The sequence below is a fragment of the Microbacterium indicum DSM 19969 genome, from assembly GCF_000422385.1.
GTDB lineage: Bacteria > Actinomycetota > Actinomycetes > Actinomycetales > Microbacteriaceae > Microbacterium > Microbacterium indicum.
In genome coordinates, this window is record NZ_AULR01000001.1 from 216,169 (window position 1) to 229,332 (window position 13,164).

At 69.7% G+C, this 13,164-nt stretch carries 12 protein-coding genes; 6 read left to right on the top strand and 6 right to left on the bottom strand.

Annotated elements, in window-relative coordinates; all coding sequences use genetic code 11:
- Position 1: 1 nt before the first annotated feature.
- The 5 genes from H576_RS0100935 to H576_RS0100955 form a co-directional block, all read right to left on the bottom strand.
- Positions 2-1,294, bottom strand: coding sequence for an ABC transporter permease (locus H576_RS0100935; protein WP_084502313.1), 1,293 nt, complete (start codon positions 1,292-1,294; stop codon positions 2-4).
- Entirely contained in the window at positions 1,291-2,532 is a 1,242-nt protein-coding gene (locus H576_RS13850) for an ABC transporter permease (RefSeq protein ID WP_051171976.1), read from the bottom strand. Before H576_RS13850 ends, H576_RS0100935 begins: the two co-directional genes overlap by 4 nt.
- Positions 2,529-4,043, bottom strand: a complete 1,515-nt coding sequence (locus tag H576_RS0100945) for an ABC transporter ATP-binding protein (protein WP_029149357.1) — start codon at positions 4,041-4,043, stop codon at positions 2,529-2,531. The genes H576_RS13850 and H576_RS0100945 overlap by 4 nt, the downstream gene beginning before the upstream one ends.
- Before the next feature lie 104 nt (positions 4,044-4,147).
- Complete coding sequence (locus H576_RS0100950) at positions 4,148-5,266, bottom strand: BMP family lipoprotein (RefSeq protein ID WP_051171978.1); 1,119 nt, start codon at positions 5,264-5,266, stop codon at positions 4,148-4,150.
- 161 nt (positions 5,267-5,427) lie between these two features.
- Positions 5,428-6,540, bottom strand: a complete 1,113-nt coding sequence (locus H576_RS0100955) for a mannose-1-phosphate guanylyltransferase (protein ID WP_029149359.1) — start codon at positions 6,538-6,540, stop codon at positions 5,428-5,430.
- A 180-nt stretch (positions 6,541-6,720) separates the two neighbouring features.
- Between H576_RS0100955 and sdhC the strand changes: the two genes are divergently transcribed.
- From sdhC to H576_RS0100980, 5 genes are all read left to right on the top strand, one after another.
- Positions 6,721-7,149: a succinate dehydrogenase, cytochrome b556 subunit gene (gene sdhC / locus H576_RS0100960; RefSeq protein WP_084502315.1), complete on the top strand. Its 429-nt coding sequence runs from the start codon at positions 6,721-6,723 to the stop codon at positions 7,147-7,149.
- 2 nt (positions 7,150-7,151) lie between these two features.
- Positions 7,152-7,595, top strand: coding sequence for a succinate dehydrogenase hydrophobic membrane anchor subunit (locus tag H576_RS0100965; RefSeq protein ID WP_029149361.1), 444 nt, complete (start codon positions 7,152-7,154; stop codon positions 7,593-7,595).
- Between the two features lie 20 nt (positions 7,596-7,615).
- Positions 7,616-9,445: a succinate dehydrogenase flavoprotein subunit gene (sdhA, locus tag H576_RS0100970; RefSeq protein WP_029149362.1), complete on the top strand. Its 1,830-nt coding sequence runs from the start codon at positions 7,616-7,618 to the stop codon at positions 9,443-9,445.
- A 2-nt stretch (positions 9,446-9,447) separates the two neighbouring features.
- Positions 9,448-10,203, top strand: coding sequence for a succinate dehydrogenase iron-sulfur subunit (locus H576_RS0100975; RefSeq protein ID WP_029149363.1), 756 nt, complete (start codon positions 9,448-9,450; stop codon positions 10,201-10,203).
- 78 nt (positions 10,204-10,281) lie between these two features.
- On the top strand, positions 10,282-11,166 hold the full coding sequence (locus tag H576_RS0100980; RefSeq protein WP_156888066.1) for an exodeoxyribonuclease III: 885 nt from the start codon (positions 10,282-10,284) through the stop codon (positions 11,164-11,166).
- Between the two features lie 52 nt (positions 11,167-11,218).
- On the opposite strand, the gene H576_RS16010 is transcribed toward H576_RS0100980, so the two are convergent.
- Positions 11,219-11,731 (bottom strand): hypothetical protein, encoded by a 513-nt coding sequence (locus tag H576_RS16010; RefSeq protein ID WP_051171980.1) that lies wholly within the window; start codon positions 11,729-11,731, stop codon positions 11,219-11,221.
- A 180-nt stretch (positions 11,732-11,911) separates the two neighbouring features.
- Between H576_RS16010 and pstS the strand changes: the two genes are divergently transcribed.
- Positions 11,912-13,030 (top strand): phosphate ABC transporter substrate-binding protein PstS, encoded by a 1,119-nt coding sequence (gene pstS, locus H576_RS0101000; RefSeq protein ID WP_029149366.1) that lies wholly within the window; start codon positions 11,912-11,914, stop codon positions 13,028-13,030.
- Positions 13,031-13,164 lie beyond the last annotated feature (134 nt).

A 13,164-nucleotide genomic window follows, 5' to 3' on the forward strand; every position in this document is an offset into this window, starting at 1 on the left:
ATCACTCCTTGACGTAGGGCGTGCCCGAGGCGGCGGGGGCGCGCGACTGCCCGACGAACCCGGCGACGGCGAGGACCGTCACGAGGTAGGGCAGCATGAGCATGAACTGGCTCGGGATCGGCGTCCCGAGGACGACGAGCAGGCTCTGCAGCTGGTTCGCGAACCCGAAGAGCAGGCCCGCGAGTGCCGCCCGGATCGGATCCCAGCCGCCGAAGATCACGGCCGCGAGGGCGATGTATCCGAGTCCCGCCGTCATCTCCTCGCTGAACTGCGGGACCGAGACGAGCGTGAAGTACGCACCGCCGATGCCCGCGATCGCGCCCGCCAGGATCACGTTCCAGAACCGCGTCGCGTTGACCCGGATGCCCACGGTGTCCGCCGCCTGCGGGTGCTCGCCGACGGCGCGGAGGCGCAGGCCCCAGCGTGTGCGGTACAGGCCCCACGCCACGAGCGCGACGGCGATGTACATGAGGTAGACGATGAACGTCTGGTTGAAGAGGATCGGCCCGATCACGGGGATCTCGCTGAGGCCGGGGATCGCCCACGCCTTGAAGGTCGTGGCGCGGTTCAGGTCGAGCTCGTTCGGCACGAGGATGATGCCGTAGAGGAACGTCGTGAGACCCGCGACGAGCACGTTGAGGACCACGCCGACGATGACCTGTGCCACGCGATAGGTGATCGCGAACACCGCGAGCAGGACCGAGACGAGGGCGCCTCCGACCATCGCGCCGATGAGGCCGAGGAACGCGTTGTCGGTGACCGACGAGATGATCGTCGCCGTGAACGCGCCGAGCAGCAGCTGCCCCTCGATCGCGATGTTCACGACGCCGACGCGCTCGCCGACCACGCCGCCGAGGGCGCCGAACACGAGCGGGACCGAGAGCGAGAGCGCGCCCGAGAGCAGGCTCACGACGGGGATCAGGCCATCGGCGCCCGCCCACGCGAGGAAGGCGAAGATGCCGAAGAGCGCGAACGCGATCGGAACCCAGATCGTCGTCCTGCGGTAGGTCGACGCCGCGAATATCGACCACGCCGTGAGCGCGGCCATGATCACGATGCCGGTCCAGGCGGCCGGGATCGCGGGGACGCTGATGTCGCCGAGCTGGATCGCCGACGGGCCGCCCGAGAGGCGGAAGACGGCGTCGCCGCCGCGGGGCGAGGCGAGGAAGAGGACGCCGAGGATCACCGTGACGACGGCGAACGTGATCGGCAGCTTCCAGCTGCGCACCTTGACGACGCGGTGCTCGATGGGCGACTCGTCGGGGACGACGGTCTCGTTCACGACGCTGCTCACTTCGCCACCGCCTTCTTCGCCTGCTTCTCTCTGGCCTTCGCGCGTCTCTCCGCCTCGCTCTTCGGGAGGAAGAAGATCGCGCGCACGAGCGGCGGGGCCGCGACGAACAGCACGACGACCGCCTGCACGACGAGGACGATGTCGACGGGGATCCCCTCCGACGCCTGCATCGAGTACGACCCGGCCTTGAGCGCGCCGAACAGCACGCCCGCGGCGACGGTGCCCCAGACGCGGTTGCCGCCGAGCAGCGCGACCGTGATCGCGTCGAAGCCGAAGCCCGCGTCGATCGACGCCGTGAAGCCGCTCGTCACGGCGCCCTGGATCTGCTGCGACGCCGCGAGGCCCGAGAGGGCGCCCGCGATGACCATCGCGTAGATGTAGATCCGGTTGACCGAGATGCCCGCGGCGCGCGCCGCGTGGGGGTTCTCGCCGACGGCGCGCATGCGCATGCCGAGCGCCGAGCGCTCCATGAGCCACCACACGACCGCCGCGGCGGCGAGGACGACGACGAAGCCCCAGTCGAGCGCCGGGTACCGGACGCCGAGGAGGTTCGGGTACTGCGCCGCGGCCGGCGTCGCCGCCGAGATCGGCTGGTTGCCGTTGGGGTTCTGCAGCACGCCGGCCGTCGAGACCATCCAGGTCACGAGGTACACGGCGATGTAGTTGAGCATGATCGAGAGGATCACCTCGTGGGCGCCCGTGAGCGCCTTGAGGAGTCCGACGATCCCGGCCCAGATCGCGCCGCCGACGACGGCGCCGATGAGGACCATGACGAGCATGGCGGGGCCAGGGAGGTCCATCGGGAAGGCGATGAGCGCCGCGAAGGCCGCGCCGAAGATGATCTGCCCCTGGCCGCCGATGTTGAACAGGCCCGCGCGGAACGCGACCGCGACGCCGAGGCCCGCCGCGATGAGCGGGGCCGCGTAGCCGATCGAGTTCGTCAGCGAGCGGATCCCCGTGAGGAAGTCGTCGGCGTTGGTGTTGTAGATCGCTCCGCGGAAGAGGGCGCTGTACCCGCCGGCGACGGCCTGGCCGATCGCGCTGAGCATGTCGCTCGGGCGGGCGAAGAAGTAGCCGGCTGAGGCGATGACGTCCTCGCTCGTGACGGCGATGAGGATCCCGCCGATGACGAGCGCCACGACGAGGGCGAGGATCGTCGTGACGAGCCGCCCGCGCATGATCTCACGCAGGATCTGGTTGCCCCGAGGCGCCTCGGGCGTCGTGTTGTCGGTGCTCATACGGCCTGCTCCGTGATGTCGGCTCCGGCCATGAGCAGGCCGAGCGTGTCGCGTGGGGTGTCGCCGGGCACGATGCCGACGATGCGGCCGCGATACATGACCGCGATCCGGTCGGCGAGCGCCGAGACCTCGTCGAGCTCGGTCGAGACGACGACGACCGCGAGGCCGTCGTCGCGCGCCGCGACGATGCGGGAGTGGATGAACTCGATCGATCCGACGTCGACGCCGCGCGTGGGCTGCGCCGCGACGAGCATCGTGATGTCGCGGTTCATCTCGCGCGCCACGACGACCTTCTGCTGGTTGCCGCCGGACAGCGTGCCCGCCGCCGTGAGCGGCCCCTGCGCGCGGATGTCGAACTCGGCGATGCGCGCCTCGGCGAACTCCGTCATGGCGCGGCGCCTCAGCGTGCCGGCCGACGTGAACTCGCCGGTGTCGGTTCGGTCGAGGATGAGGTTCTCGGCGATCGACATCGCGCCGACGAGGCCGTCGACGTTGCGGTCCTCGGGCACGTACCCGACGCCGGCCGCGAGGATCTCGTGCACGCTCCGGCCGTTGAGCTCCTCGCCCCCGAGGGTCACGGATCCCGTCACGTGGCTCTCGAGCCCGAGGAGCGCCTCGGTCAGCTCGGTCTGGCCGTTTCCCTGCACGCCCGCGATCGCGAGGATCTCGCCGGGATGCACGTCGAAGCTCACGTCGTCGACGACGACCTGGCCGGCGTCGTCGCGGACGCTGAGGCCCGAGACCACGAGTCCGCCGGGCTGGGGCGACGCGGGGCCCTTCCGGACCGTCAGCTCGACGGCGCGCCCGACCATGAGGCTCGCGAGCTCGGCGTTCGTCGACGTCGGGCTCGCCTCGCCCACGACGGCGCCGCGGCGGATGACCGTGATGCGGTCGGCGACCTCGCGCACCTCGCGCAGCTTGTGCGTGATGAAGACGATGCCCTTGCCCTCCTCGCGCAGCTGCCGCATGATCGCCATCAGCTCGTCGGTCTCCTGCGGCGTGAGCACGGCGGTCGGCTCGTCGAACACGAGCACCTCGGCGTCGCGCGCGAGCGCCTTGATGATCTCGACGCGCTGCTGCACGCCGACCGGCAGGTTCTCGATGAGCGCGTCGGGGTCGACCTGGAAGCCGAAGCGGTCGGCGACCTCGCGCACCTGGCGGCGCGCGCTGCGCAGGTCGAGGGATCCGATCCGCGTCGTCGCCTCGTGCCCGAGCGCGACGTTCTCGGCGACCGAGAAGACGGGGATCAGCATGAAGTGCTGGTGCACCATGCCGATTCCCGCCGCCATCGCGTCGCCGGGGCCGCGGAAGTTCTGCGTGACGCCGTCGATGACGATCTCGCCTTCGTCGGCCTGGTAGAGGCCGTAAAGGACGTTCATGAGCGTGGACTTGCCGGCGCCGTTCTCGCCCAGGAGGGCGTGGATCTCGCCGGGCTCGACGGAGATACTGATGCGGTCGTTGGCGACGAGGCTGCCGAATCTCTTCGTGATTCCGCGGAGCTCGAGCTTCATAGGGTCAACCTAACGCGAAGGCCTGATCGGGAGGTAGAGGGCAGACGGCACCATGCGGGGCGACCGGATCAGCCTCCGGTCGCCCCGCATGGTGCTTCCGCCCGTCAGGAGGGCGAGTTGTCCGACTCGACGGTGATGTCGCCCGAGAGGATCTGCGCCTTCAGGTCGTCGAGCTCGTCGGTCAGGCCGTCGGGCAGCTGCGACTCGAAGTCGTGGAAGCTCGAGAGGCCGACGCCGTCGTTCTCGAGGGTGCCGATGTACGGCGTCGCGTCGAACTCGTCGGATTCGGAGGCCGAGATGACGACGTCGTGCGTCGCCTCGTCGATGGCCTTCATGACCGAGACGAGCGTGACGTCGGCGCTGTCGGGCTCGGCGACGGCGAGGTCGCTGTCGACGCCGAGGATCAGCGCGTCGGGGTACGAGTCGCGGATCGCCGCGATCGCCGAGGTGTAGATCGGGCCGCCGACGGGCAGCACGACGTCGACGCCCTGCGAGAGGACCTGGTCGGCCGTCTGACGCGCGACGTCGTTGGCCTCGAAGGATCCGGTGAACAGACCCGACTGCGCGGACTGGTCCCAGCCGACGAACGGGATGTCGGTGCCCTTGTCGTCGTTGTACTTCTGGACGCCCTGCTCGAAGCCGTCCATGAAGACCGTCACCGAGGGGATCTGCGCGCCGCCGAAGGTGCCGACGCCGTTGCCGCCCTGCTGGTCGGACCACGCCGCCGCGGCGTAGCCGCCGAGGTAGGCGGCCTCGGCCGTGTTGAAGACGATGGGGCGGATGTTCGGGGCGTCGGGCTCGCCGTCGCCGTCGCCGTCGGCGAAGTCGTCGATGATCGCGTACGCGATGTCGGGGTTCGCCGTCGCCGACTCGATCGTCGTCGCCGACAGGTTGAAGCCGACCGACACGATCAGGTCGCAGCCCTGGGAGACGAGCTCCTCCATGTTGGGCGCGTAGTCGTTCGCGTTCGTCGACTCCATGTCGATCGAGGTGATGCCGAGCTCGTCGGCCGCGGCGTCCATGCCCTCCTTGGCCGACTGGTTGAACGAGCGGTCGTTCCAGCCGCCCTCGTCCGAGAGCAGGCAGGGCTGGAAGTCGGTCGCGGCGTCGCCGCCCGAGCTCGAGCCGCTGTCTTCGGGCGCTGCGCCGCACGCGGCGAGCAGAAGCGCGGTGCCGGCCACCGCCAGGCCGCCGAAGGCGGCGCGCTTGATCGTCTTGGTCACGCTGTGTCCTCCTGGTGTTCAGCCCCTCGCAGAGGGCACAGGGACGCCCGCCGCGCATGAAGCAGTGTGCTCACGTTATCCGCTGGCGGGCGGATCGCACGACCCCGTCGGCACGCGAAACACGATCGTGACACATGCGTCACCGAGGCGACGCGTGTCGATCAGAGGACGCTGCTGCGGCCGCGCTGCTGGAGCGCCGTGACCGCCGACTTGACCCGCTGCGCGTGCTCGGGCGTCGTGACGAGCAGGGCGTCGGGGGTGTCGACGACGATGACGTCCTCGACGCCGATGACCGCGACGACCCGGTCGGTGTTCGCGACGACGAGGCCCGTGGCCTCGTCGCTCAGCACGTTGTCGTGCGCCCCGACGACCGTCACGTCGTCGCGCACCCCGCCGGAGAGGAGGGTCCACAGGCTCGCGAAGTCGCCCACGTCGTCCCAATCGAACTGGCCGGGGACGACGGCGAGCTTGCCCTTGTCGGCGGCGGGCTCCGCCACCGCGTAGTCGATCGCGATCTTCGTCAGCGTGGGCCACACCCGCTCCGCGACCTCCTGGCGCGCGTCGGTGTCCCACGCCTCGGCGATCTCGACGAGACCCGCGTGCAGCTCGGGTTGGTTCGCGGCGATCTCGCCGAGCAGGACGTCGGCGCGCGAGATGAACATGCCCGCGTTCCAGAGGTACGAGCGGTCGGCGAAGTAGACGCGTGCGGTGTCGAGGTCGGGCTTCTCGACGAAGCGCTCGACGAGGGCGGCGAGCGGAGCGTCGTCGATGTCGAGCTCCTCCCCCGTCTTGATGTACCCGAACCCGACGGCGGGCTCCGAGGGCTGGATCCCGATCGTCGCGATGAACCCCTCGCGCGCCGCGGCGACGGCCTGGCGGACCGTGAACTCGAAGACGCGCTGGCGCTTGATGACGTGGTCGGCGGCGAAGGATCCGATGATCGCGCCCGGGTGGCGCTTCTCGATCACCGCCGCGGCGAGCCCGATCGCCGCGGCGGAGTCGCGCTGGTCGATCTCGATGAAGACGTTCGCGGGGTCGACGTCGGGCAGCGACTCCTCGACCTTGACGCCGTGCGCGCGGCCCGTGACGACCGCGATGCGCTCGCGCGGGGCGAGCGGGAGCAGGCGGTCCCACGTCATCTGCAGGAGCGACTCGCCGGCGCCCGTCAGGTCGTGCAGGAACTTGGGCGACTCCGCGCGGGAGATCGGCCAGAGGCGGGATCCGATCCCGCCTGCGGGGATCACGGCGTAGAAGTCGTCGATCGGCTGAGCCATGCCCGACACCGTACCCGGCGCGGATCACGATCGCGTGACCGACGGTTTATCTCGGCATCGAGATACTTAGGCGAGCCTTCGTCGCACCCCGGCACCCCTGGGAGTAGCCTGAAACCCGGTTCGCACGCGCGCGACGTCGTCGCCGTGCGGGGCTCCCACAATCGATCAGAGAGGACGATCGTGTCCGCAACCGCGCGACTCACTCCCGACGTGAAGAACACCACGTCGAAGGTTCCGCGAGGCACCCTGTACCGCGGCCGCGAAGGCATGTGGTCGTGGGTGCTGCACCGCATCACCGGCGTCGCCATCTTCTTCTTCCTGCTGGTCCATGTGCTCGACACGGCGCTCATCCGGGTCTCCCCTGAGGCGTACGACGCGGTCATCGGCACGTACAAGAACCCCGTCATGGGGCTCGGCGAGGTCGTCCTCGTCGCGGGCATCGCGTTCCACGCGTTCAACGGGATCCGGATCATCCTGATCGACTTCTGGTCGAAGGGCGCGAAGCACCAGCGCGCCATGTTCTGGATCGTCATCGCCGTCTGGGCCGTCGTCATGATCGGCTTCAGCTGGCGCCACCTGATCAACGTCTTCTCGGGCATCGGAGGCTGAAGATGACCGCCGACACTCTCGCCGCACCCCGCACCCCGGCCCGCGCGAAGGGCTCCAACTGGGAGAAGTGGGGCTGGCTGTACATGCGCGTCTCGGGCGTCCTGCTCGTCGTGCTGATCTTCGGACACCTGTTCGTCAACCTCATGCTCGGCGAGGGCATCCACGCCCTCGACTTCGCGTTCGTCGCCGGCAAGCTGACGAACCCGTTCTGGCAGTGGTGGGACGTCCTGATGCTCTGGCTCGCGTTCATCCACGGCGCGAACGGCATGCGCACGATCGTGAACGACTACGTGCTGAACCAGACGGCCCGCCGCGTCCTGATCTGGGTGATCGGGATCGTCGCAGCGCTCATGATCCTGCTCGGCACGCTCGTCGTGTTCACCTTCGACCCCTGCCTCGGCGCGACCCCCGGCGGCGCGATCGCCGACGCGTGCTCCGCCCTCTGACGCGACAGATTGACTGAGGAATGACTTCCACTGCGTACCCCGACGCCGAGCTCCGCGACGGCGTCTACTACCACGAGTTCGACGTCGTCATCGTGGGCGCCGGCGGCGCCGGCATGCGGGCCGCCATCGAGGCGGGCCCCGGTGCGAAGACCGCCGTCGTGACGAAGCTCTACCCCACGCGCTCGCACACGGGCGCGGCGCAGGGCGGCATGGCCGCCGCCCTCGCGAACGTCGAGGACGACTCGTGGGAGTGGCACACCTTCGACACGATCAAGGGCGGCGACTACCTCGTCGACCAGGACGCGGCCGAGATCCTCGCGAAGGAGGCCATCGACGCCGTCATCGACCTCGAGAACATGGGCCTGCCGTTCAACCGCACGCCCGACGGCAAGATCGACCAGCGACGCTTCGGCGGGCACACGCGCGAGCACGGCAAGTCGCCCGTGCGCCGCGCCTGCTACGCCGCCGACCGCACGGGCCACATGATCTTGCAGACGCTGTACCAGAACTGCGTCAAGCTCGGCATCAACTTCTTCAACGAGTTCTACGCGCTCGACCTCATCACCGTGAAGGCCGACGACGGATCCACGAAGATCGCGGGCATCGTGGCGCTGGAGCTCGCGACGGGCGATCTGCACGTCTTCCACTCGAAGGCCGTGATCTTCGCGACCGGCGGCTTCGGCAAGATGTTCAAGACGACCTCGAACGCCCACACCCTCACGGGCGACGGCGTCGGCATCGTCTGGCGCAAGGGCCTCCCCCTCGAGGACATCGAGTTCTTCCAGTTCCACCCGACGGGGCTCGCGGGCCTCGGCATCCTCCTGACCGAGGGAGCGCGAGGCGAGGGCGCGATCCTCCGCAACGCCTCGGGCGAGCGGTTCATGGAGCGGTACGCCCCGACGATCAAGGACCTCGCGCCGCGCGACATCGTGGCGCGTTCGATGGTCAAGGAGGTCCTCGAGGGCCGCGGCGCCGGCCCCCACAAGGACTACGTCTACCTCGACTGCACCCACCTCGGCGCCGAGGTGCTTGAGACGAAGCTGCCCGACATCACCGAGTTCGCCCGCACGTACCTGGGCGTCGACCCGGTCGTCGAGCCCGTCCCCGTGATGCCGACGGCGCACTACGCGATGGGCGGCATCCCGACGAACAACGACGCCGAGGTGCTCGCCGACAACGACACCGTCGTCCCCGGCCTCTACGCGGCCGGCGAGTGCGCGTGCGTGTCGGTGCACGGATCCAACCGCCTCGGCACGAACTCGCTGCTCGACATCAACGTGTTCGGCAAGCGGTCGGGCCGCAACGCCGTGGCCTACGCGAAGACGGCCGAGTTCGTCCCGCTGCCCGAGGATCCCGCCCGCGGCGTCCGCGAGATGGTCGAGCAGATCCGCTCCTCGAACGGCACCGAGCGCGTGGCCGACATCCGCCGCACGCTGCAGGAGGAGATGGACGCGAACGCGCAGGTGTTCCGCACCGAGGAGACGCTCACGAACGTCCTCGGCACGATCCACGACCTGCGCCAGCGCTACAAGAACGTGTACGTCGACGACAAGGGCAAGCGGTTCAACACCGACCTGCTCGAGGCGATCGAGCTGGGCTTCCTGCTCGACCTCGCCGAGATCGTCGCCTACGCCGCCCGCAACCGCAAGGAGAGCCGCGGCGGCCACATGCGCGAGGACTACGCCACGCGCGACGACGAGAACTACATGAAGCACACGATGGCGTACCTCACGGGCGACCCCCACTCGCCCAACCCCGAGGACCACATCGATCTCGAATGGAAGCCGGTCGTCTTCACGAAGGACGAGAACGGCGAGCTGCGCTACGCGCCGATGGAGAGGAAGTACTGACCATGTCGACCGCCGTCGCCGAGGCCCCCGCAGAAGAGGTCATCCAGTCGTACGTCGTCACGTTCATGGTGCGGCGCTTCGACCCCGAGAAGGACGCCGAGCCGCGCTGGGTCGACTACGACGTCGAGATGTACCCGACCGACCGCGTGCTCGACGCGCTGCACAAGATCAAGTGGGACATCGACGGATCCCTGTCGTTCCGCCGTTCGTGCGCGCACGGCATCTGCGGATCCGACGCGATGCGCATCAACGGCCGCAACCGACTGGCCTGCAAGACGCTCATCAAGGACCTCGACATCTCGCAGCCCGTGTACGTCGAGGCGATCAAGGGCCTTCCCCTCGAGAAGGACCTCATCGTCGACATGGAGCCGTTCTTCGCGTCGTTCCGCGCGGTGCAGCCGTTCCTCCAGTCGCACTCGGCCCCCGAGAAGGGCAAGGAGCGCGTGCAGTCGATCGAGGACCGCGCCCGCTTCGACGACACCACGAAGTGCATCCTCTGCGCCGCGTGCACGTCGAGCTGCCCCGTGTTCTGGACCGACGGCCAGTACTTCGGCCCCGCCGCGATCGTGAACGCGCACCGCTTCATCTTCGACTCGCGTGACGACGAGGCGCAGGTCCGCCTCGACGTGCTCAACGACAAGGAGGGCGTGTGGCGCTGCCGCACGACCTTCAACTGCACCGAGGCGTGCCCCCGCGGCATCGAGATCACGAAGGCGATCGCCGAGGTCAAGCAGGCGGTCCTCACGGGCGTCCGCTGATCGACGACTCCCCGGGAGCCGGTCCCCTGCCGGGGCCGGCTCCTTCGCGTGTCGGCGGTCTCTCCTAGGCTGGACCCTATGACCCGCATCGCCTCCATCAACGTCAACGGGATCCGCGCCGCGGCCCGCAATGGCATGGACGCGTGGCTCTCCACGAGCGACGTCGACATCCTCACGATCCAGGAGGTGCGCGCGACCCGCGAGCAGCTCGAGGCGCTCATGCCCGGCTGGCACCTGCTCAACCACGAGGCGCCGCAGAAGGGCCGCGCGGGCGTCGCGATCGCGTCGCGCGAGCCCGCCCTCGCGAGCCGCACCGACCTGGGGATCGACCCGCTCGACCAGGACGGCCGCTGGCTCGAGGCCGACTTCCGCATCGGCGACGACGTCGTCACGGTGGTGAGCGCGTACGTGCACTCCGGCGAGGCCGACACGCCCAAGCAGGTGCAGAAGTGGGCGTTCCTCGACGCGATGGAGGCGCGCATGGCCGAGCTCTCCGCCGGAGGCGCCCTCGTCCTCGTCACGGGCGATCTCAACGTCGGGCACCGCGAGTTCGACATCAAGAACTGGAAGGGCAACGTCAAGAAGTCGGGCTACCTCGCGCGCGAGCGAGCCTACTTCGACCGATTCCTCACGGCGGCGGGCGACGCGGTCGCGGGCCAGGAGGGCATCGGCCGCGGCCAGGTCGGCGCGCTCAGCGACACGCGCGCCTACAGCGAGGGCCGCACGGGCCTCGGATACGTCGACCTCGGCCGCCGCCTCTCGGGCGAGACCCCCGGCCCCTACACGTGGTGGTCGAACCGCGGGCAGGCTTTCGACACCGACACGGGCTGGCGCATCGACTACCACCTCGCGACCCCGGCGCTCGCGGAGCGGGCCGAGGCGTACCGCGTCGACCGCTACCCGTCGTACGACGCGCGCTGGAGCGACCACGCTCCTGTCGTGAGCGACTTCCGCCTCGGATGAGGCGAGAGGCCCCGGATCCCAGCGGATCCGGGGCCCCTTCGGCCTGCTGTGCTCAGCTGCCCAGCAGCTCGATGAGCGCGGCCTTCGTGAGCCGCGAGTAGCCCGTGCGGCCCTCGGCGCGGGCCCGCGCGCGCAGCTGCACGACGGTGAGCGACGCGAGGTCGCCTGCCGCGGGCTCCGCCGCCGGCGCGGGCTTCGCGGCGGGCGGGGTCTTCGCCGCGGGTCGCCGCACGACCGGCGCCTCGGGCACGACCTCGGCGACCTTCTCGACGACGGCGTCCTTCGCCTTCGCCGCCTTCTTCTCGGCCTTCCTGACGAGGCGCTTCGTCTCGCTCTCGAGCGACGCGACGACCTTCTCGGCGGCCTTGCGGATCCGCTTCGGATGCTTCGCGAGCTTCTTCTTCGAGGTGTCGGCGATCTTCTCGGCGTCGGCCGCGATCTCGCCCAGCTGGGCCGCGGCCTTCTTCGAGAGGTCCTTCGCGGTCTTCCGCGCCTTCTTCGCCGCTGTGCGGGCGTCGTCGAGGGCGTCCTTCGCCTTGCGCTCGGCGGAGTTCTTCTGTGCCATGACCGAAGCGTACGGCCCGAAGCCCCGCGCGGGCCGTCGCCGCCCCGATGAATCTCCCAGCGGCGTTCACCCGCCGTTCACCTTCGCGCTCCCCTTCGGACAGAACCCGCGCTTAGCGTCGGCACACGTTGGGCTTCCCACCCAGCACCACCAGTCCACACACATGGAACGGAATGTGACGTGAAGCTCACTCGTCTTTCCAGCGTCGCCGCCCTCGGCGCCGTCGCTGCGCTCACCCTCGCCGGCTGCGCTGCCAACGAGGGCGGGTCGACCACCGACGCCTCGGCCGACGCGACCGCCTCGGCTTCGTCGCTCAGCGGCACCATCGAGGCCACGGGCGCCTCGTCGCAGGAGGCCGCTCAGCAGGCCTGGGTCGCCGGCTTCCAGACCGCGAACCCCGACGCCACGGTCAACTACACCTCGACCGGTTCGGGCACGGGCCGCGAGAACTTCCAGTCGGGCTCGTCGAACTTCATCGGCTCCGACCGCGCGTTCACGACCGACGAGATCGCCGACCAGGGCACCTTCGGTTCGTGCTCGGAGGCCGGCATCGTCGAGGTCCCCGCCTACATCTCCCCCGTCGCCGTGGCCTTCAACCTCCCCGGCATCGACACGCTGAACCTCGACGGCGAGACCATCGCCAAGATCTTCGCGGGCGAGATCACGACGTGGAACGACGACGCGATCGCCTCGCAGAACGACGGCGTCGACCTCCCCGACACCGCCATCACCCCCGTGCACCGCGCCGACGCGTCGGGCACGCAGGAGACCTTCACGACCTACCTCGCCGCCGTCGCCCCCGACGTGTGGACGTGGGAGGAGAGCGACGAGTGGCCGAGCGACCTCGGCGGCGAGTCGGGCGACGGCACCTCGGGCGTCGTCAGCTCCATCACGCAGGGTGAGGGCACGATCGGCTTCGCCGACGCGTCGCAGGCCGGCGACCTGGGCCAGGTCGCGATCGAGGTCAACGGCGAGTACGTCCCGTACTCGGCCGACGCCGCCGCCGCGCTCGTCGCCGCGTCGCCCCTCGAGGAGGGCCGCGAGGCCGACGACCTCGTGTTCGCGGTCGACCCCGCCAACGCCCCCGACGGCTCGTACCCGATCGCGCTCGTCTCGTACCTGATCGGCTGCACGAACTACGCCGACGCCGACACCGCCGCGCTCGTCAAGGCGTACTTCCAGTACGTCGTCTCGGCCGACGGCCAGGCCGCCGGTGCCGACGCCGCGGGCAACGCCCCGCTGTCGGACGACCTGCGCGAGCAGGTTCTCACCGCGATCGACGCCATCGTCACGGAGTGATCCCGCTTTCCGCCTAGGCTGAAACGGCATCTTGGCCCCCGCGCACGCACCCGATAACCTCGGTTCCGCGTGCGCGGGGGCACCCGTGTGAAATCCCCCGAATCTCTCTCGCAGAGCACCCTGGAGCATCTTCG

Bases quoted from the DNA above. Each gene is read 5' to 3' on its own strand.
- sdhA (WP_029149362.1), top strand. From the start codon at position 7,616: ATGACTTCCACTGCGTACCCCGACGCCGAGCTCCGCGACGGCGTCTAC.
- H576_RS16010 (WP_051171980.1), bottom strand. From the start codon at position 11,731: ATGGCACAGAAGAACTCCGCCGAGCGCAAGGCGAAGGACGCCCTCGAC.
- H576_RS0100965 (WP_029149361.1), top strand. From the start codon at position 7,152: ATGACCGCCGACACTCTCGCCGCACCCCGCACCCCGGCCCGCGCGAAG.
- H576_RS0100980 (WP_156888066.1), top strand. From the start codon at position 10,282: ATGACCCGCATCGCCTCCATCAACGTCAACGGGATCCGCGCCGCGGCC.
- H576_RS0100945 (WP_029149357.1), bottom strand. From the start codon at position 4,043: ATGAAGCTCGAGCTCCGCGGAATCACGAAGAGATTCGGCAGCCTCGTC.
- H576_RS0100975 (WP_029149363.1), top strand. From the start codon at position 9,448: ATGTCGACCGCCGTCGCCGAGGCCCCCGCAGAAGAGGTCATCCAGTCG.
- H576_RS13850 (WP_051171976.1), bottom strand. From the start codon at position 2,532: ATGAGCACCGACAACACGACGCCCGAGGCGCCTCGGGGCAACCAGATC.
- H576_RS0100955 (WP_029149359.1), bottom strand. From the start codon at position 6,540: ATGGCTCAGCCGATCGACGACTTCTACGCCGTGATCCCCGCAGGCGGG.